Below are 18,995 nucleotides of genomic sequence, written 5' to 3' on the forward strand. Positions count from 1 at the left end.
TGACGGACTTGGGGAAACGCCGCCGGCAGGGAAGTCGAGACGCCCAGAAGCAGAAAGGGCGCCTCGCGGCGCCCTATCAGGTCAGTGTGGATCGCAGCGGCATCGACCGAATCGACGGACGGTATCGCCCCGGCGAACCCGTCAGCTCGCGGCGCCACCGCTCGCCGGCTTGCTAGCCGGAGCCGGCTCGGCCTTCTTTTCGGACTTGCTTTCCGCGGGCTTGCTTTCGGCCGGCTTGCTGTCGCCGCCGCCGGAGGCCGACCCACCCGACGAAGAACCGCCTGAGCTGCCCTCGCCGGCCAGATTGCGCTTCTTGTCGCCGTCCTTCTTGAAATCGGTCTCGTACCAGCCGCCGCCGGCCAAGCGGAACTGGGGCGCGGTCAATTGGCGGCCGACCTTTTCGGCGCCGCATTCGGGGCACACGGTCGGATCGGCATCGGACAGCTTCTGCAGGCGATCGAAGCTGTGTCCGCAGGCACTGCACTGGAAGGCGTAGATGGGCATGGCGGTGGGCTGTGTTCGGGAACGGCGGACTGGCAGTGTGGGGGCGGATCGCGCCGATGCAAGCGCCGGCGTGCGTTCCGCAGTGGCCGGCGGGCTGTTGCCAGCCACCTCGACGGCCCCGAATCGGGACCATATCGGACCCGGTTCGACGTTTACACCGGCACGGTTCGCGCCTTCTCAGGGTTCGCCCGGCGGCGCCCCGGGCTCGACCGGACCATAGGCGCACTGCGGATCGGTGGCGGCATCGATATCCAGGCAATCCGAGAACAGATAGACCACCCGGGCCTCGATCGTGGCCACGCGCTCGCCGTCGAGCTGGGTATGGCCATCGATCCGGCCGACGAAGGTGACTTCGCGGAACGGCGCGAATCGCAGCGCATCGTAGAACCCGGCGCGGCAGGCGACGAAGCGCTCGTTGTTGGACTCCCGGGTCCAGTCCGGCTGGCCACTCGGAGTCAGCCGCGCGGCGCGCATCGTGAAACAGCTGCGGCCGTCCTGAAACACCACCCGGTCGATCCCGCCGCCCCAGCGCACGGTAGCGCCCAGGCGATCGGTATCAGCGGCCTCGCCCGGGGTGATCGGGTCGAAGTCGCCGCGCAGCGGGTCGGCGACCCGCGAGGCGGGTATCGGCGCGACCGCATCAGTGCGCGATGGCGACGGCCCACCGCTCGCACACGAGGCCAGCCCAAGCGCGCACACCACCGACACAAAGCCACGTACATCCATTCGAATCATCCTTTACCGCCTTGCATCGCGCCGGGCCCGATACGCATCAATGAAAACCCGATGCTGCCGATGCGGGCACGGCGCCCACATCGGCAAAGTTGCCTGCATCAAGGCCCGGTCGGCGGCACCGACGCCAAGCAATCCCCGGCAATGCATTCGATATAGTCCGCGCGCGAATCGAGCAATTGCACTTGGTACGGGCCGGTGTAGCCGGCGGGGGCGAGGAAATCATTGGAATAGAAATCCGACACTCCGTACAGTCGCGCGCCGACCCGGTATAGCGGTCGGAAATAGCGCACACGCGAAGGCGCGCAGGTCTCTGCCCCGGTGGCGAACGCCTGCGTGCAATTGGCCACGATGAATGAGGTGGGCCGATTGGGAAACAGCGCACGGAAAGAATAGTCAGGGACGCCGGAGCCGGTGGGGTAGTTCCAACTGGTCTGAGTGGAGCTCACCTGGTTGCCCATGATGTTGACATCACGTCCGCTTCCGTCGGGGAAACGGCGAATTTCGAAAGTTCGAACCGCCGGATAGCGCGCCAGTCGAGCCTCGGACGCCGGTGTCCGCCACGAACCTACCGGCGATCCCAGCGTGATGCCGGGCTGCTCCACCATCGCGACGCTGGCGCCCACGAAGTAACCACCGGCCGCGCGCGCCAGATAGATCAGCGGACGCGAGGCTGCGCTGCCGGCGGCATACCGCCAGAACGTGCTGTCGGTCCCGGGCTCCGTCGGCGTGTTGCCCCTCACCACCTGCAACGCGCCGTTGCCGATGAGTTGATAACTGAAACTGCGCTCCAGGCCGTAGCTCGGGAGGATCTCCATGCGCTCACCGACGCCGTCGACGGCGCGAAAGAAACCGCCGTGGCCGTAGCGAAACCAATACGGAGCATGCGCGCATTTGCCGAATCCCGGCTGATACGCGGCGCGCTGGGTCGAGGTGCAGGCGCTCGGCAGCGAGTAGGTCGGAAACTGCAGGCCATCGCCGAGCAGCTGGCCCCAGGGATGCTGCAGTGACGCGGCATTCAGATCGAACGCCGACCAGATCGCGTAAGTCGCCGTCTCCTCTTCGAAGTCGCCTGCCGGCGAGTGATGGCTGTCGAACCACAGCGAACGCGAAGCCCACAGACTGTAATCGTCGCCCACGACCAGCCGGCGCAGCCTGTGGCCGCGCGAGACACGCTGCACCGGCAGCGGTTGGAACAGAGAGAACGGCAGATAACGCAGCACGTTGCGCGTGCCGGCCTCGCCGACCGGAGTGAGCGACAACTCGCCCTGGCCGTTGATCGCCGCGGTGTAACGCGGATAGGTGACCAGCACCTCTTCTTCGAACAAGGTGAAGCTGCCGTCGTTCTGTCGATACAGCAACTGCAAGTCGCCCAACGACACCGCGGGTTCGTTGATCGGCAATGGCGCCAGCATCGCGGTCACGTCGGGCAACTGCGCCAGCGAGGTCAACGGGACGTAATCGGCCTGGGAGAACAGATAGGCTTGCGAGGCCGGATAGAAATCCTGGGTCCAGAGGAATTCCGCATAGGCGGCCGGCGCCTCCAGCAATTGCTGGCCGTCCTGATAGCCCTGCGGCAAGGCGACCGCGCCGGACGCGAACGCGTCGAGCAGATAGGCGACCATCACCAGATCGTTGCCGACGATCGAACGGGTCATGGTTTCGAATTCGCTGTCGCTCGCGGCGTCGCGACCATCCAGTCCAATCCGCACCAACCAGGCCAGCGCGGTGCTGAACGGCGACACCCGCAGCGAGGCGCGCTCGGCCAAGGTGACGTCGCCATCGCCGCCGGAAACGGCCTGCAACTTGCCGGCGCTGCCGAGCACGGAGCGGTAACGCGCGCGCGTGGAAACCACCTCCACCGTCACCATCTCGGTGTCGCTCAAGGCATTGATCGATGCGGTGTACGTCGCGCCCTGGACGATGGCCGGGAACACCCGGCCGCCGACGACCACGGTCGCGGTCACCGGCTCGTTGGCCGAAGCCAGGCCGGCGATCTCGCCGTTGAGGCTCAGATCGATCGATACCTGGCTTGAACGATGCCCGCCAGCCGCCGACAACGGCGCGGCATCGGTTTCAGTGACCGACGAAACGCCGATGCGTTGCGCCCACTGCGTCACTGCGCCCGGATCGGACACGGCCGTCACGGTGGCGCCCGCGCTCAATACGACGAAAGCGGCCAAAAGGCCCTTCCCTGCTTTCATGTTCGAATCCCTCGAAGCCGAAGACCATCGTCCTGGACGGCATCCGCCTCCGTGGCTGCGGCGAACCCGCCTCAGCCGGACCATCTCCCGGCACGCAATCTATCTCAGCAAACAGGGCTTATCCAGATTGTTTTATCTTGAGCGGCTTATCGACACGATGGCGCGACGGGCATGACCGCCGACGCCGGCGGCTCAAGGCACGCCGGCGACACGACCACGAATCAAGCCGCGTCGTACAACGCCATCCACTCCGCCTCGGCCTTGGCCAATTCGGCGGCGACTTTCTCGCGCTGCTTCGCAAGTTCCGCGGCGTTGTCGCCGCCGCCGGCGTACTTGGTCGGGTCGGCGAGGTCCATGTCGAGCGTGTGCAGTTTCGATTCCAGCTCGGCCATGCGCTTCTCGGCTTCGGCGAGTTTGAGCGGGTTGGCCTTGCGCGAGGATTTCGCCGCCGGCGCCGTCGCGCTCGCGGCGGCCGCAGCCGCGGCGGCAGCTTTGGACGCGGCCGCGCCCTTGCCGTCGTTGCTGTTGTCGCGCGTGCGCAGCCACACCGCGTAGGCGTCGAGGTCGCCGTCGAACGGCTGGGCCACGCCGTCGGCCACGCGCCAGAAGGTTTCGCAGACCAGGCCGATGAGGTGGCGGTCGTGCGAGACCAGCACGATCGCGCCGGCGAAATCCGACAAGGCCTCGGCGAGCGCTTCGCGCACGTCCAGGTCCAGATGGTTGGTCGGTTCGTCGAGCAGCAGCACGTTCGGCTTGCGCCAGGCGATCATCGCCAGGGCCAGGCGCGCGCGTTCGCCGCCGGAGAACCCATCGACCGATTCGAAGGCGCGGTCGCCGGGGAAATTCCATTTGCCGAGGAAATCGCGCAACTGCTGGGTCGGCACGCCCGGCGCGATCTCGGCCAGGTGGTCGATCGGGCTCACGCCCGCGTGCAGCGATTCGACCGTGTGCTGGGCGAAGTAACCGATGCGCAGGTCCGGGTGACCGCCGCGTTCGCCGGTCAGCAGTTCCAGCTCGCCGACCAGCGATTTGACCAGGGTCGATTTACCCGCGCCGTTCGGCCCGAGCAGGGCGATGCGATCGCCGGCTTCGAGGATGAAGCTGACATCGTCGAGCACGACGTGGTCGCCGTAACCACAATCGGCATGGACCAAACGCAGCAACGCGTGCGGCAGCTTGACCGGGGCCGGGAACTCGATCCGCATCGCGCGTTCCATGCGCACCGCCTCGGTGCCGACCATCTTGGCCAGGCGCTTGACCCGCGACTGCGCCTGCTTGGCCTTGGCCGCGCTGGCGCTGAAGCGGTCGATGAAGCTCTGCAGGTGGGCGCGTTCGGCCTGCTGCTTTTCGTGGGTGATCTGCTGCAGGCGCAGGTGCTCGGCGCGTTGGCGCTCGAACGCGGTGTAATCGCCGGTGTACAGCTTGGCCTTGCCGTCGTGTAGGTGCAGGGTGTGGGTGGTGACTTCGTCGAGGAACTCGCGGTCGTGCGAGATCAGCAGCAAGGTGCCCGGGTATTTGAGCAGCCATTGCTCCAGCCACAGCACCGCGTCGAGGTCGAGGTGGTTGGTCGGTTCGTCGAGCAGCAGCAGGTCCGACGGCGTCATCAGCGCGCGCGCCAGGTTCAGCCGCACCCGCCAGCCGCCGGAGAATTCCTTGACCGCGCGTTCGTGGGTGTCGGGCGAGAAGCCCAGGCCGTGCAGCAGCTTGCCGGCGCGCGCCGTGGCGTCGTAGCCGCCGAGCTCCTCGAGCTGATGGTGGGCCTCGGCGACCGCTTCCCAGTCCTCGCGCTCGACCGCTTCGCGCTCGGCCACCAGGACCTTGTAGACGGTGGCGTCGCCGGACAGGACGAAGTCCAGCGCCGGGTCGTCCAGGGCCGGGGTTTCCTGGGCCACGCTGGCGATGCGCACGCGGTTGGGCACGTCAATATCGCCGCGATCGGCCTCGACCTCGCCCTGGATGGCGGCGAACAGCGACGACTTACCAGTGCCGTTACGACCGATCACGCCCACCCGCCAACCGGCGTGCAGGGTCAGGTCTACGTTGGACAGCAGCAGGCGTTCGCCGCGCCGCATGGCGAAATCACGGAAAGAAATCATGCCGATATGGTCGCATGACTGATCGGTATTTGCTCATGAGCACATGTTCGGCCGCGCCCGGGGCGGGCATCGAATAATCGGGACGTCGGCCTCAGACCGCCCCCACGCGTCAACGAGCTCGCCATCCGCGGCAAAGCGCCCCTCGCGCCGGCCGCGGCGGCGGCGTTCGTCCCGACGTCCCCGATCGACCGCCCGGAGTCACCATGTCCCGTCGCATTTCCCTGCTCAGCACCGCCGTTTCGATCGTCCTGTCCACCTCGCCCGCCTGGGCCCAGGACGCCGGCGCCCCCGAGTCCGCCCCAGCCTCGAACCCCACCAACCTCGACACCCTGATCGTCACCGGCACCCGCGTGGCCGACCGCACCGTCGCCGAGTCCACCGCGCCGATCGACATCATTTCCCCGCAGACCCTGGAGTCGACCGGCACCGTCGAACTGGCCACCGCCCTGGCGCGCGCCCTGCCCTCGCTGAATTTCCCGCGCCCGGCGATCACCGACGCCACCGACGCGGTGCGTCCGGCCCAGCTGCGCGGGCTGGCGCCGGATCAGGTGCTGGTGCTGGTCAACGGCAAGCGCCGCCACACCACGTCGCTGATCAACCTCAACGACAGCATCGGCCGCGGCTCCTCGCCGGTCGACCTCAACGCGATCCCGATCGCCGCGATCGAGCGGGTCGAAGTGCTGCGCGACGGCGCCTCGGCGCAATACGGCTCCGACGCGATCGCCGGCGTCATCAATATCGTGCTCAAGGGTTCGGGCGAAGGCGGCTCGATCGCCGCGCGCTACGGCCAGTTCAGCGCCGGCGACGGCAAGCAGTATCAGTTGTCGGGCGATGCCGGCTTCAAGCTCGGCGAGAACGGCAGCGTGCACCTGTCCGCGCAGGGCGGCCACAGCGACAACACCGACCGCGCGCGGCCGTACCTGGGCACGGTCACGCCGACCAGCAATCCGCCGGGCAAGGTCGTGCATCGCTACGGCGATCCGGAAATCGATCAGGCCGCGGTCGCCTTCAACGCGCAGTACCAGGCCGCCGAGGGCGTGGAGTTCTATTCCTTCGGCACCGCCAGCCGCCGCCGCGCGATTTCCAACGGCTATTTCCGCGCGCCGGGCAACGCTAACAACATCCTGTCGGTGTATCCCAACGGCTTCCTGCCGCAGATCGATAACGTCAGCAAGGACCGCGCGCTGGTGCTCGGCCTGCGCGGCCAGACCGCCGGCGGCTGGAACCTCGATCTGAGCTACAACTACGGCCAGAACCAGCTCGATTTCGACGTGCGCAACAGTCTCAACCGCACCCTGGGCGTCGCCTCGCCGCACGACTTCTACATCGGCGCGCTGGAAGTCACCCAGAACGTGCTCAACGCCGATTTCAACAAGGCCTTCGACGTGGGCTGGCTGAAATACCCGCTGACGGTGGCCTTCGGCGCGGAATGGCGCGGCGAGAAATTCAACCAGAGCGCCGGCGAACTGGCGTCGTATGTCGCCGGTCCCGAACCCGGCGCGCCGGGCGCGCAGGTGTTCCCCGGCTTCACCCCGTCCGACGCCAGCCGTCGCAATCGCAACAGCCATTCGTTCTACGCCGACCTGGAAGCCGACGTGACCGACAAGCTGTCGCTCGGCGCGGCGGCGCGTTACGAAAGCTACAGCGACTTCGGCGAAACCACCTCGGGCAAGTTGTCGGCGCGTTACGCCTTCACCGACAAGGTCGCGTTGCGCGGCACCGTGTCGACCGGTTTTCGCGCGCCGTCGCTGCAGCAGCAGTTCTACCAATCGACCCAGACCGTGATCGTGCTCGGCGACCCGATCCCGTTCCAGGTCCGCACCTTCGCCGTCGACGACCCGGCCGCGATCGCGCTCGGCGCCGAGCCGCTCAAGGCCGAGGAATCGACCAACATCGGTCTGGGCCTGGTGCTGCAGCCGGTCGAATCGCTGTACATCACCATCGACGCGTACCAGATCGACATCGACGACCGCATCATCCTCTCGGAAAACCTGCGCGGGCCGGCGGTGGCGAGCTTCCTGGAAGCGCGCGGCTATCCCGGCATCACCGGCGGCCGCTACTTCACCAACGCGGTCGACACCCGCACCCGCGGCATCGACATCGTCGGCAGCTACAAGTGGACGCTGGGCAACGGCGCGCTCGACCTGACCGCCGGCTACAACCACAACAAGACCACGCTGGAACGCATCGCCGCCAATCCGCCGGAGCTCACCGCCGGCGGCCTGAACCTGCAGCGCATCGGCCGGGTCGAGCGAGGCCGCATCACCCAGGGCGCGCCGCGCGACAAGTTCTTCCTCGGCGGCAGCTGGAGCACCGGGCCGTGGCGTTTCGACGCGACCGGCACGCGTTACGGCGAGTTCCACACCTTCAACGACGACCCCAGCGGCGTGCGCGACCAGACCTACGGCGCGAAGTGGACCCTCGACCTGGCCGCGACCTACGCCATCGACGGATGGGAGTTCACCGTCGGCGGCGACAACGTGCTCAACGAATACCCGGACGAATCGATCTACGCCAACAGCGAAAGCGGCCAGTTGCCGTACAGCGGCAATTCGCCGTTCGGGTTCAACGGCGCGTTCGCGTATGCGAAGGTCGGGTACAAGTGGTGACTAAGCGCTGAGGTTGCGGGCGGCGGCTGAAACGCCGCCGCCCGCGTTTTCCCGGCCCCGCGCGCAGCGGGGCTTTCTTTGCGCTTGCCAGACTCAGCCGAGCGCCCGCTGCAGGAAATCGCGAACGCGCGGCAAGGCTTCGTCGAAGTGGGTTTCGAGCAGCCAATGGCCGGCGCCTTCCAGCAGATGCAGCTCTGCCTCGGGCAGGTCGCGTAGATAGGCCCGCGCCGCGGCGGCGGGCATATAGCCGTCCTTCGGACCCCACACGATCAGCGTCTTCGGCCTGTGCTCGCGCAGGTAGGCCTGGTAACGCGGGAACCAATCGAGGTTGGCTTCCAGCTTATCCATCAAGCCGACCATCGCCTCGCGCCGCACCGGCGTGTCCATCAACGGCCAATGCAGCTTCCACAGGTCCGGGGTGATTCGCGCGGCCACGTCGGCATCGACTTCACCGATGAACTCGTCGCGAAAACCGTGTTCGCTGACCGCCTGTTCCAACGGCTTGCGATGCTCCGGCGATCGGTCCGCCCAGTAGGTCTTGATGGTCTCGTACTTGGGGCCGAGCGCATCCTCGTAGATGTCGCCGTTCTGGACGATCAACGCGGTGATTCGCTGCGGATGCGCGATCGCATGGCGCAATCCGATCTGCGAACCGTAGTCGTGCAGCCACAGCGCGTAGCGGGTCAACCCGAGCCGGTCGGCGAACTTCGCCAGGAAATCCGCGTAGGCGTCGAAGTCGTAGCCAAAGCGCGAGGGGTCGGGCGTGCCGCTGTAGCCGAATCCCGGGAAATCCGCGGCCAGCGTGTGCCAGCGATCGCCCAGGGCCGGCATGAGGTTGCGGTATTGAAACGAAGAACACGGGTAGCCGTGCGGCAACAGCAAGACCGGCGCATCGGCCGGGCCGTGCTCTCGATAGAAAATCACGACGCCATCGACTTCAGTGGTCAGATAGTGCATGGGAATTCCTCGCTCGCGATCAGAAAATTCTGCTTGCACTGATCGATGCTATCGCCCGGGCGTCCACGTTCCGTTAATCAGCGTCGTCAATAAGCGCCGTTGGAAAGTCGTCCGGATCGAGGAGCGACGCGGTTGATGCCGGGCCTGACAACGGGCCGGGCCATCGGGCTAGCAGGCAGGCGTCTTACGTCCCGACGCCTTTCATCCGACCCGACGAACTGAAAGAGAAACATCGCAGCCCAAACCCCTCGCAGCAGACTTCGCGATCCCCGCTTTCGCGCAGATCGACAATGCGCGCGCCGTCCAACGCCGCGCGACTGAATCGCTGTTCATGCATTCGCCGCTATCGGCGACGCACTCGCGGCGCGCGTGAACGAACGTCGATCCTGGTGGTCTCAAGCCCCGCTGGGCCGGGACGCGGGCACCGCCGACGCAAGCCCGCCGACCGTCGGCCAGCCGCGGAAAATGTCGCAGAAACAATCATTTGCGACGACATGCCAAACGAGAAAGGCTTGCATCCAGCCGGCTCAGCACACATTCTTAAAAGGACCAGACCACAGGAGAGCCGATGCACCACACGTCCCTGATCGCGATTCTGGTAGCCGGCTTCGTCCTGGCCTTCATCTTCGGAATGATCGCGCAACGCCTGCGGCTGTCGCCGCTGGTGGGCTACCTCATCGCCGGCATCATCGCCGGCCCCTTCACGCCCGGCTTCGTCGGCGACCAGACCCTTGCGCCGCAATTGGCCGAAATCGGCGTGATCCTGCTGATGTTCGGCGTCGGCCTGCATTTCTCGCTCGGCGACCTGCTCGAAGTCAAAGCCATCGCCTTGCCGGGCGCGATCGTGCAGATCGCGGTGGCCACCGCGCTGGGTTGGGGCATGGCCGAGTTGCTCGGCTGGTCGCACGGCGCGGGGCTGGTGTTCGGCCTGGCCTTGTCGGTCGCCAGCACCGTGGTGCTGTTGCGCGCGCTGGAGGAGCGCCGCCTGGTGGAAACCACCAAGGGCCGCATCGCGATCGGCTGGCTGATCGTCGAGGACCTGGCGATGGTGCTCGCGCTGGTGCTGCTGCCGGCGCTGTCGGGCCTGCTCAAGGGCGAGGCCGGCGAAGCCTCGGAAGTGTGGAGCAAGTTGTTCATCACCCTGGCCAAGGTCGGCGCCTTCATCGCCTTCATGCTGATCGTCGGGCGGCGGGTGATTCCGTGGATTCTCGAACGCGTGGCCGGCACCGGTTCGCGCGAGTTGTTCACCCTGTGCGTGCTCGCGATCGCGCTGGGCGTGGCGTTCGGTTCGGCCGAACTGTTCGGCGTGTCGTTCGCGCTGGGCGCGTTCTTCGCCGGCATGATGCTCAACGAATCCGAGTTCAGCCATCAGGCCGCCAACGAAACCCTTCCGCTGCGCGAAGCGTTCGCGGTGCTGTTCTTCGTCTCGGTCGGCATGCTGTTCAATCCGATGATCCTGCTGGAGAAGCCGCTGGAAGTGCTGGCGGTGTTCGGCATCATCGTGATCGGCAAGTCGGTGGCGGCGTACGCGATCGTGCGCGCGTTCGGCAAGCCGAACTCGACCGCGCTGATGATCTCGGTCAGCCTGGCGCAGATCGGCGAGTTCTCCTTCATCCTGGCCCAGCTCGGCATCGACGAGGGCATCCTGTCGAAGGACGGGCAGGATCTGATCCTGGCCGGCGCCTTGCTGTCGATCGTGGTCAATCCGCTGCTGTTCGGCTGGCTCGACCGCAAGCAGGCGCGCGCCGACGCGGCCGAGGCCGATGCGCGCGCCGACGCGGCGGTGCCGCCGGTGCCGGCCGATATCGGCGGTCATGTGATCCTGATCGGCTACGGCCGGGTCGGCAGCGAGCTGGCGCGCTTGCTGACCGATCACCACGTGCCGCTGGTGGTCATCGACGGCGAGGACAGCCTGATCGACAAGGCGCGCGCCGCCGGTCATCCGGCGATCCTGGGCAACGCGGTCAACGAGCGGGTGCTGCGCGAAGCGGTGCCCGAGCGCGCGACCACGGTGATGCTGGCGATTCCGCAGGCGCTGGAAGCCGGCGAGATCATCGCCAAGCTGCGCGAACTCAATCCGGCCCTGAGCATCGTCGCGCGCGCGCACAGCGACAACGAGGTCAAGCATCTGCTCAAGCACGGCGCCGACGGCGCGGTGATGGCCGAACGCGAGCTGGCGCACAGCCTGGCCGAGATGGTGCTGGCCGCGCCGGTGTACCGCGGCGCGCGCAATCTGCCGCCGTCGACGGCGCTGGCGTGAGCCGGCGCCGTCCCGAGCCCGGCCACGCAATCGGTTAGTCTGAGCCCGCCCTTCATCAGTACCCAACGACCATGAGCGACATCGACCCGACCAGCAGTGAACCGTCCGGCAGCCACGACGCGCCCGACAGCACGCCCGAGAACACCGCGCCGCAACTCAGCGCGGTCGAGGCGCGGGTCATCGGCTGCCTGATCGAAAAGGAAGCGACCACGCCCGACGTGTATCCGCTGACCTTGAACGCCATCGTCACCGCCTGCAATCAGAAGACCTCGCGCGAACCGATGATGCAGCTGGAACCCGGCGAGGTCGCCAACGCCCTGCGCCGGCTGGAGCCGCGCGGCTGGATCAAATCCCAGCATCACTCGCGCGCGGAGCGTTACGCGCACCGCGCCACCACCGCGCTCGACGTGACCCGCCCGCAGGCCGTGCTGATCGCGCTGCTGATGCTGCGCGGTCCGCAGACCGTGAACGAGCTGTTGTCGCGCAGCGAACGCATGGCCAAGTTCGATTCGGCCGGCGACGTGCAGTACGCGCTGGAACGGCTGGCCCAGCATCAACCGCCGCTGGTGCGCCTGCTCGGGCGCCAGCCCGGCCAGCGCGAGGATCGCTATGGGCATCTGCTCAGCGGCGAACCGGTGTGGAACGGCAGCGTGTCGTCGTCCGGCGACGACGCGGGCTCGGGCGGCGGATCGCAGTCGGCACTGGCCGAGCGTGTGGCGGCGTTGGAAGCGAAGGTCGCGGAGCTGGAAGCGCGGCTGGAAGCGGCCGGGGCTTGAGTTTTTCGCGGTAGGCGCCTGGCGGCGCGCGTGAATCCGGACGTCTTTCGCGGGCGGAAGCGTCAGCCCTGCAACGGCAGATAGATGTCGGTACGCAGCAGCGCTTCGGGCACTTCGTCGGGATCGTCGAGGTATTCGTGATGCAGCGGCGCATCGCGCAAAAGCTCGCCGCTGCCGGGCAGCCAGTGCGCCAGCAGCGCATCGGTCAACGCCTCCAGTCCGTCGAAGGCGCCGACATGGCGGATGCGCGCATAGCGGCCGCCGCCCAGTCGCATCGTGCCCAGGCCGCTGCCCGCTTCGATCCGGAACGGTCGGCCCAAGGCCAGCATGCAATCGAATGCGCAGGCCTGCGGCGGCACGTCGCGGCGATCGTCGACCGGCACGCCGTACAGCCCGTTCAACGCGTCCAGCAAACCGTGCTCGGCGGCCCAGCCGAACAGACGGCCATAGCCCTGGTTCTGTTCCGGATAGGCGCCGGTCACGCGCAGCGTCACCACCTCGAACGGATCGACGCTGACCACTTCGACCCGCAACGGCGGCGACGGCGCCTGGCCCGAATCCGGCGGCAGCGACAGACGATCGATCTCGCGCCACAGGCGTTCGGGTTCGGCGCGCAGTTCGCTCGGGGTGCCGCCCACGCCCTGGCGAAACGCACGGGTGAAGGCCTGCGGGGTCTGATAACCGACCGCCAGCGCGGCATCGGTGACGCTGCGATCGGCGCTGGCGAGCAGGCGCAGGCCCTGCAGCAGACGCAGCCGGGCCACGGTCTGGCCGGTGGTCTCGCCGGTCATCGCGCGGTACACGCGATGGAAGTGGAACGGCGAGAACGAGGCCGCTTCGGCCAGGCGGGCGAGCTCGGGCGGGTCTTCGCCGCGCGCGATCGCCTGCTCGATCAGCGCCACCGCGCGCTCGATCCGGCGCTGGTGCGCGTCGCGGGTGCCGGCCTTGAGCGCGGGGCCGGCGCGATCGGGCGCGGGCTCGTAGACGCGATCGTCGACGGCAGGCGCGGCGCTTTCGGCGGCGTCGGCAACGGCCGCCGCCGCGGCTCGAACGGGATGATCCTTGACGGGAGGCATGCGCTCGTTCCTTGCGGATGGGTAATGGGTCGACGCTCAGGTTCGCAGACCGCCAACGCGGCGGCGGTTCCTATCTTGCGCTTTCCTCGCCTGCCCGACCCGACGCTTCAGTACGACAAGGCCAGCGCGACCAGCACCGCCGCTTCGATGATTTCAGTCAATGCGCCGCAGGCATCGCCGGTCATGCCCTGCAAGCGACGCAGGCAGGCCCGGCGCCAGATTGCGAACACCACCGCCGCGACCACGACCGCCAGGCAGCCGCGCCAACCGGCCAAGGCGCAGCCGCCGACGGCGATCGCGACCGCGACCCAGCACGCCGCGCGCGGCGCATCCACCAGCGCCTGGCCCAGGCCGCCGCTGCGCACATACGGCAGCACCAGGAACGCGAGGGTCAAACCGGTGCGCGCCAGCAACGGCGCGAGCAGCAGCGCGGCCCATGCCGGCGCCGGCAGGCTCGCCAGCGCGGCGAATTTCAGCAGCAGCGCCAGCACCACCGCGACCACGCCGACCGGCCCGCTGCGCGGATCTTTCATGATCTCCAGGGTGCGTTCGCGGCTCGCGGCCGCATCGGCGCGCATGCCGCCGACCCAGGCATCGGCGCTGTCGGCCAGCCCGTCCAGATGCAAGGCGCCGGTCAATGCGACCCACGCCGTCAGCAACAACGCCGCCGACGGCAGCGGCGGTCGCGTCTGCAACGCCCAGGCCAAGGCGCACAGCACGCCGCCGATCAGCAAGCCGACCGCGGGATACCAGGCCAGCGAGCGCGATTGCGCGCGCGGTTGTTCGAACACCCGCGCTGGCACCGGAATCCGCGTGAGAAAACCGATCGCGGCGAGCAAGGCCTGCATCAGCCGTCGACCGGATCGGCCCGTGCCGCCTCGTGGCGGGCGTCGTCGCCGCGCGGCGCATCGACCGCATCGCGCGGCGGTTTCGGCGGCCACGGCAAGGCATGCAGCGAGGCATGCGCGACATCGATATTGAGCAGGTCGGTGTAACGCCGGCCCGCGGCGAGACAACGCAGCAGACGGATCACGCCGCCGTGGGTCACCACCAGCACGCGCCGGCCCGGATACGTGCGCAGCAAGTCGCCGACCGCGCCGGTCAGGCGGTTGGCGAAATCGACGAAGCGCTCAGCGCCCGGCGGCGGATACGCGACCGGATCGGCCCAGAACCGCGCCAGCGCCTCGCCTTCGTTGGCGGCAATGGCGTCGACCGTGCGGCCCTGCCAATCGCCGAAATGGTATTCGCGCAGCGCCGGTTCCAGCGCCAGCGGCAGGCCGCGCGACTGCGCCAGTTCCTGCGCGAACGCCGCGCAGCGCTGCAACGGCGAGCTGACGATTACATCCCACTCGCGCCCGAGCACGGCGTCGCGCATCTGTCGCCAGCCCAGTTCGAGCAAAGTGTCGTCGAGCTGGCCGCGATAACTGCGGTGGCCGGTGTCGCCGTGCCGCAGCAGATCGATATGGGTGGTGGTGGACGAACTCATCGCAGCTCCTTTCCTTGTGCGCGATCGATGGCGATGCGAGGGCTCATCGCGGGAGCCACATCATGCCTGTTGCGCGGCGGATTCGGACACGCCGGCCTGGGCAAAGGTCGCCATGCCGTTGTGCAGCGCGCAGGCCAGGCGCAGCAACGGCACCGCCATCGCCGCGCCGCTGGCCTCGCCCAGGCGCATGCCCAGATCGAGCAAGGGCCGCGCCCGCAGGGCCTCCAGCACCATCGCATGACCGCGTTCGTGCGAGCGATGCGCGTACAGCAGCCAATCGCCACAGCCCGGGTTGAGCCGCTGCGCGGCCAGCGCGGCGACGCTGGCGATGAAGCCATCCACCAGAACCGGCAAACCGGCCTGGGCCGCGGCCACATACGCGCCGGTCAATGCGGCGATCTCGAAACCGCCGAGCCGGCGCAGCCGTTCCCAATCGCTGTCGGCCGGCGCATGCAGGGCCAGCGCGCGTTCGATCACCGCGATCTTGTGGGCAATGCCGCCCGCATCCAGGCCGGTGCCGGCGCCGGTCAGTTCCGACGGCGAGCGCCGCAACAAGGCACTGGCCAACGCTGCCGCCGAGGTGGTGTTGGCGATGCCCATCTCGCCGCCGATGAACAACTGCGCGCCGGCATCGAGCGCGGCGCGCACGCTGGCCGCGCCGGCGCCGAGCGCGGCGCGCAACTGCGCATCGCTCATCGCCGGGCCTTCGCAGAAATTGCGCGTGCTCGCGGCGATCACTGCCCGGTGCACGCCGGCCACCGCGCCGGGATCGTTGACCGTGCCCAGGTTGACCACGTCCAGGCTCGCGTCGAGCGCGCGCGCGAGCACCGCGATGGCCGCGCCGCCGCCGGCGAAATTGCGCAGCATCTCGCCGGTCACCGCCTGCGGAAACGCCGACACGCCCTCGGCCGCGACGCCGTGGTCGGCGGCGAACACGCTGATCCACACTCGATCGACCTTAGGCGTGGGGCTGTGTTGCAAGCCGGACAACGTCACCGCGAGGTCTTCCAGCACGCCGAGCGATCCCGGCGGCTTGGTCAACTGCGCCTGACGCGCGCGCCCCTGCGCCTGCAGGTCCGCATCGGGACGCTTGCAAGGCCGCAGCCACCACGCGTCCGCGGCGAGGGTCGATTGGTTCGATACTCGATCGTTCACTGCTTCGCTCCCATGCGACTCGTTGCGTCCCGCGCTCACAGCGCGGGACCTTTCAATACCAGCGGCAAGCCCGCGGCGACGAACACCACCCGTTCGCACACCGCGCCCAGCGCCTGATGCAGGCGCCCGGCTTCGTCGACATAGCGCCGGGTCAATTCGCCCATCGGCACCACGCCGAGGCCGATTTCGTTGCTGACCAGCAGCACCGTTCCGTCCAGTCCTGGCAAGGTCGCCAGCAACGCATCGCGTTCGCGCTCGAATACATCGCCATCCGCATCGCCCAGCAGATTGCTCAGCCACAGGGTCAGGCAATCCACCAGCACGCAGCGTCCTGGCGCCGCGTGCGCGCGCAAGGTTGCGGCCAAGGCGATCGGCTCCTCCACGCAGCCCCATTCGGCGGGACGCCGCGCGCGATGATGGGCGATGCGCTCGCCCATCTCGGCGTCGCGCGCCTGCGCGGTGGCGATGTAGACCACGTCCGCGAACGGCAGGGCCAGACGTTCGGCCAAGGCGCTCTTGCCCGAACGCGCGCCGCCGAGAATCAGGCTGTGCATACGGCCTCCAATCCGAACAGGGTTTCGAGCCGGGCGATATCCAGATGCGCCTGCACCGCATCGGCGAGGCGATCGATCCCGGCTTCGCGCAAGCCGCGCAGGTCCAGCGGCTGCGCCTGCGCCAATCCGGCCCAGCGCAACAGCGCCGCCAGGGCTTCGGGTTCGTCGAACAGACCGTGCACATAGCTGCCGAGGATGCGGCCGTCGGCGGAAATCGCGCCGTCGACGCGGCCGTCTTCGAAACGCAGGCACAGCCGCTGCAACGCGGCGCCGGTGCTGACGCCGCAGTGGATTTCATAGCCGCTGACCGCGGCATCGTCGAGGCTCAGGCGACCGCGCACATTGCGCAGCTGCTTTTCCGGCTCCAGCACCGTGTCCAGTTCGAGCCAGCCCAGGCCTTCGTCGCTGCCGGGCTCGCCTTCGATGCCGAGTGGATCGCTGATGCGCTGGCCGAGCATCTGCAGACCGCCGCAGATCCCGATCACCTTGCCGCCGTAGCGCAGATGGCGCGCGATCGCGGTCGCCCAGCCGTTGCGCCGCAGCCACTGCAGATCGGCGCGGGTCGACTTGGAACCCGGCAGCACGATCAGATCGCACGCCGGCGGGGTTTCGCCTGGGCCTACGAACCAGCAGTCGACCTGCGGATGCGCGCGCAGCGCATCGAAATCGTTGTGGTTGCTGATCCGCGGCAATGCCGGCACCGCCACTCGCAGTCGCTCGCCCGCCGCGGCGTTCGCGTCGCCCGCGCGCTCGCGCGGCAACGCGTCCTCGGCTTCCAGATGCAGGCCGTGCAGATATGGCAATACGCCGATCACCGGCTTGCCGGTCTCACGCTCCAGCCAGTCCAGGCCCGGCTGCAGCAGGGCGATATCGCCGCGAAAGCGGTTGATGACGAAACCGGCGACGCGCGCGCGTTCGCTGTCCGACAGCAAGGCCAGGGTGCCGACCAGATGCGCGAACACGCCGCCGCGGTCGATATCGGCGATCAGCAACACCGGGCAGTCGACCGCTTCGGCATAGCCCATGTTGGCGATGTCGTTGGCGCGCAGGTTGATCTCGGCCGGACTGCCGGCGCCTTCGACCACGACCGCATCGAAGCCGTCGACCAAACGCCGATGCGATTGCAACACCGCGTCCATCGCCACGCGTTTGTAGTCGTGGTAACCGCGCGCATCCATGTTGGCGACCGCGCGGCCGTGCAGGATCACCTGCGCGCCGGTGTCGCTGTTGGGCTTGAGCAGCACCGGATTGAAATCGGTATGCGGCGCCAGCCCGGCCGCCTGCGCCTGCACCGCCTGGGCGCGGCCGATCTCGCCGCCGTCGGCGGTCACCGCCGAATTAAGCGCCATATTCTGCGGCTTGAACGGCGCCACCGCGACCCCGCGCCGATGCAGCCAGCGACACAGCGCGGTCACCAGCGCGCTCTTGCCGGCGTCTGAGGTGCAGCCTTGGACCATCACTACGCGCGCCGTCATGCGCAGGCCCTCTCGTGCATGACCTCGGCCAGGGCCGTGTCGAGCCGCCGCCATGGGTCTTCTCCACCGGGCAGGCCGAAACGCAGGCTGCGCGGCTCGTCGAAATAACGAGTGAACACACCACGACGGGCCAGCGCTTCGTGCAACGCCAGCGCCTCGTCGTTGCGATGCCATTGGAAGAACGCGCAACCGCCGCTGGCGGGCAGACCATGCGCGCTCAGCAACGTGGCCAGCCGTTCGCCTTGCGCGAGCAGATGCGCGCGCATCGCCGCCTGCCACTCGCGGTCGGCCAGCGCGTGCCGCAGCGCATGCCGGGTCGGGCCGGTCACGGTCCATGGCCCGAGCCGTTCGCGCAGCGCCTGCAGCAAGGCTTCGTTCGCGCAGACGAAACCGGCGCGCGCGCCGGCCAGGCCGAAGAACTTGCCGACCGAGCGCAACACGATCAGCCCGTCGCGCGCGCTGTCGCCGCATAGGCTACGTTCGGGCGAGGCGTCCATGAAGGCTTCGTCGATCAGCAGCCAGCCGCCGCGCGCGGCCAGCCGCGCGTGCAGGTCGAGCAAGGCCGCGCGTTCGAAGCCTTCGCCGCCCGGGTTGTTGGGATGGATCAGCACGACCACATCGAAATCGTCGGCCTGCGCGAACAACTCGGCGGCGCCGCGCAACTCGACGCGATGGCCGCAACGCCGCCAGGCCTGCGCATGTTCGGCATAGCCCGGCGCGAGCACGCCGACCGTCGATGCCGCGCGCAATTCGGGCAGCGCCTGGATCGCCGCCTGCGAACCGGCGACCGGCCACAGCGATTCGGCGCCGTAGTAAGCGCGGGCGATATCGATCAAGCCATCGTCGTCTTCGGGCAAACGATGCCAGGCGCGCGCGGGAATATCGGGCACCGGCCAGGCCACCGGGTTGATGCCGGTGGACAGGTCGAGCCAATCCTGCACGGCGATGCCGTACTGCCGTGCCGCGCGCAACAGACGGCCGCCGTGTTCAAGCATTGCGATGGGTTCCTTGCGAAGGTCGCGAAGCCTTTTGTGTCACAGACCGATGCCACGAAGTCTTTTGTTGGCGGGGTTTCAACCCGGACGCTCTTCTATCAGCCTCGGCGATCCGA

At 68.2% G+C, this 18,995-nt stretch carries 15 protein-coding genes; 3 read left to right on the forward strand and 12 right to left on the reverse strand.

Annotated elements, in window-relative coordinates; translation table 11 throughout:
* Nucleotides 1-141: 141 nt before the first annotated feature.
* The 4 genes from IEQ11_RS19305 to IEQ11_RS19320 form a co-directional block, all read right to left on the reverse strand.
* Nucleotides 142-504, reverse strand: coding sequence for an FmdB family zinc ribbon protein (locus IEQ11_RS19305; RefSeq protein ID WP_046657763.1), 363 nt, complete (start codon nt 502-504; stop codon nt 142-144).
* Between the two features lie 177 nt (nt 505-681).
* Nucleotides 682-1,230, reverse strand: coding sequence for a Slp family lipoprotein (locus IEQ11_RS19310; protein WP_191823244.1), 549 nt, complete (start codon nt 1,228-1,230; stop codon nt 682-684).
* A 107-nt stretch (nt 1,231-1,337) separates the two neighbouring features.
* On the reverse strand, nt 1,338-3,440 hold the full coding sequence (locus IEQ11_RS19315; RefSeq protein ID WP_191823245.1) for a hypothetical protein: 2,103 nt from the start codon (nt 3,438-3,440) through the stop codon (nt 1,338-1,340).
* 221 nt (nt 3,441-3,661) lie between these two features.
* Complete coding sequence (locus IEQ11_RS19320) at nt 3,662-5,536, reverse strand: ABC-F family ATP-binding cassette domain-containing protein (RefSeq protein WP_191823246.1); 1,875 nt, start codon at nt 5,534-5,536, stop codon at nt 3,662-3,664.
* A 203-nt stretch (nt 5,537-5,739) separates the two neighbouring features.
* On the opposite strand from IEQ11_RS19320, the gene IEQ11_RS19325 reads away from it, so the two are divergent.
* Nucleotides 5,740-8,145 (forward strand): TonB-dependent receptor plug domain-containing protein, encoded by a 2,406-nt coding sequence (locus IEQ11_RS19325; RefSeq protein WP_191823247.1) that lies wholly within the window; start codon nt 5,740-5,742, stop codon nt 8,143-8,145.
* Nucleotides 8,146-8,238: 93 nt separating this feature from the next.
* On the opposite strand, the gene IEQ11_RS19330 is transcribed toward IEQ11_RS19325, so the two are convergent.
* Entirely contained in the window at nt 8,239-9,102 is an 864-nt protein-coding gene (locus IEQ11_RS19330; protein ID WP_191823248.1) for an alpha/beta fold hydrolase, read from the reverse strand.
* A 568-nt stretch (nt 9,103-9,670) separates the two neighbouring features.
* Here IEQ11_RS19330 and ybaL point away from each other — a divergent pair.
* A complete protein-coding gene (gene ybaL / locus IEQ11_RS19335) occupies nt 9,671-11,362 on the forward strand; it encodes a YbaL family putative K(+) efflux transporter (protein ID WP_191823249.1) in 1,692 nt (563 codons plus the stop codon).
* Between the two features lie 71 nt (nt 11,363-11,433).
* Complete coding sequence (locus IEQ11_RS19340; RefSeq protein WP_096415460.1) at nt 11,434-12,138, forward strand: YceH family protein; 705 nt, start codon at nt 11,434-11,436, stop codon at nt 12,136-12,138.
* Between the two features lie 62 nt (nt 12,139-12,200).
* On the opposite strand, the gene IEQ11_RS19345 is transcribed toward IEQ11_RS19340, so the two are convergent.
* From IEQ11_RS19345 to cobD, 7 genes are all read right to left on the reverse strand, one after another.
* On the reverse strand, nt 12,201-13,214 hold the full coding sequence (locus tag IEQ11_RS19345; protein WP_228464966.1) for an AraC family transcriptional regulator: 1,014 nt from the start codon (nt 13,212-13,214) through the stop codon (nt 12,201-12,203).
* Between the two features lie 107 nt (nt 13,215-13,321).
* Nucleotides 13,322-14,065: an adenosylcobinamide-GDP ribazoletransferase gene (locus IEQ11_RS19350; RefSeq protein WP_191823265.1), complete on the reverse strand. Its 744-nt coding sequence runs from the start codon at nt 14,063-14,065 to the stop codon at nt 13,322-13,324.
* Nucleotides 14,062-14,700, reverse strand: a complete 639-nt coding sequence (locus IEQ11_RS19355; RefSeq protein ID WP_191823250.1) for a histidine phosphatase family protein — start codon at nt 14,698-14,700, stop codon at nt 14,062-14,064. Before IEQ11_RS19355 ends, IEQ11_RS19350 begins: the two co-directional genes overlap by 4 nt.
* A 60-nt stretch (nt 14,701-14,760) precedes the next feature.
* Nucleotides 14,761-15,855 carry a nicotinate-nucleotide--dimethylbenzimidazole phosphoribosyltransferase gene (cobT, locus tag IEQ11_RS19360; protein ID WP_425494650.1) on the reverse strand — a complete coding sequence of 365 codons (1,095 nt, stop codon included), beginning with the start codon at nt 15,853-15,855 and terminating at the stop codon, nt 14,761-14,763.
* 35 nt (nt 15,856-15,890) lie between these two features.
* The gene (cobU, locus tag IEQ11_RS19365; RefSeq protein ID WP_191823251.1) at nt 15,891-16,409 is read right to left on the reverse strand and encodes a bifunctional adenosylcobinamide kinase/adenosylcobinamide-phosphate guanylyltransferase; all 519 of its coding nucleotides are present in this window, start codon (nt 16,407-16,409) and stop codon (nt 15,891-15,893) included.
* Entirely contained in the window at nt 16,397-17,884 is a 1,488-nt protein-coding gene (locus IEQ11_RS19370; protein WP_191823252.1) for a cobyric acid synthase, read from the reverse strand. Before IEQ11_RS19370 ends, cobU begins: the two co-directional genes overlap by 13 nt.
* Nucleotides 17,881-18,879, reverse strand: coding sequence for a threonine-phosphate decarboxylase CobD (cobD, locus tag IEQ11_RS19375; RefSeq protein WP_191823253.1), 999 nt, complete (start codon nt 18,877-18,879; stop codon nt 17,881-17,883). Before cobD ends, IEQ11_RS19370 begins: the two co-directional genes overlap by 4 nt.
* Nucleotides 18,880-18,995: the final 116 nt, after the last annotated feature.

Origin of the sequence: Lysobacter capsici (genome assembly GCF_014779555.2) — a bacterium.
GTDB classification, from domain to species: domain Bacteria; phylum Pseudomonadota; class Gammaproteobacteria; order Xanthomonadales; family Xanthomonadaceae; genus Lysobacter; species Lysobacter capsici.

Coding starts and splice junctions, on each gene's coding strand:
- IEQ11_RS19305 (WP_046657763.1), bottom strand. CDS start 504: ATGCCCATCTACGCCTTCCAGTGCAGTGCCTGCGGACACAGCTTCGAT.
- IEQ11_RS19310 (WP_191823244.1), bottom strand. CDS start 1,230: ATGGATGTACGTGGCTTTGTGTCGGTGGTGTGCGCGCTTGGGCTGGCC.
- IEQ11_RS19315 (WP_191823245.1), bottom strand. CDS start 3,440: ATGAAAGCAGGGAAGGGCCTTTTGGCCGCTTTCGTCGTATTGAGCGCG.
- IEQ11_RS19320 (WP_191823246.1), bottom strand. CDS start 5,536: ATGATTTCTTTCCGTGATTTCGCCATGCGGCGCGGCGAACGCCTGCTG.
- IEQ11_RS19325 (WP_191823247.1), top strand. CDS start 5,740: ATGTCCCGTCGCATTTCCCTGCTCAGCACCGCCGTTTCGATCGTCCTG.
- IEQ11_RS19330 (WP_191823248.1), bottom strand. CDS start 9,102: ATGCACTATCTGACCACTGAAGTCGATGGCGTCGTGATTTTCTATCGA.
- ybaL (WP_191823249.1), top strand. CDS start 9,671: ATGCACCACACGTCCCTGATCGCGATTCTGGTAGCCGGCTTCGTCCTG.
- IEQ11_RS19340 (WP_096415460.1), top strand. CDS start 11,434: ATGAGCGACATCGACCCGACCAGCAGTGAACCGTCCGGCAGCCACGAC.
- IEQ11_RS19345 (WP_228464966.1), bottom strand. CDS start 13,214: ATGCCTCCCGTCAAGGATCATCCCGTTCGAGCCGCGGCGGCGGCCGTT.
- IEQ11_RS19355 (WP_191823250.1), bottom strand. CDS start 14,700: ATGAGTTCGTCCACCACCACCCATATCGATCTGCTGCGGCACGGCGAC.
- cobU (WP_191823251.1), bottom strand. CDS start 16,409: ATGCACAGCCTGATTCTCGGCGGCGCGCGTTCGGGCAAGAGCGCCTTG.
- IEQ11_RS19370 (WP_191823252.1), bottom strand. CDS start 17,884: ATGACGGCGCGCGTAGTGATGGTCCAAGGCTGCACCTCAGACGCCGGC.
- cobD (WP_191823253.1), bottom strand. CDS start 18,879: ATGCTTGAACACGGCGGCCGTCTGTTGCGCGCGGCACGGCAGTACGGC.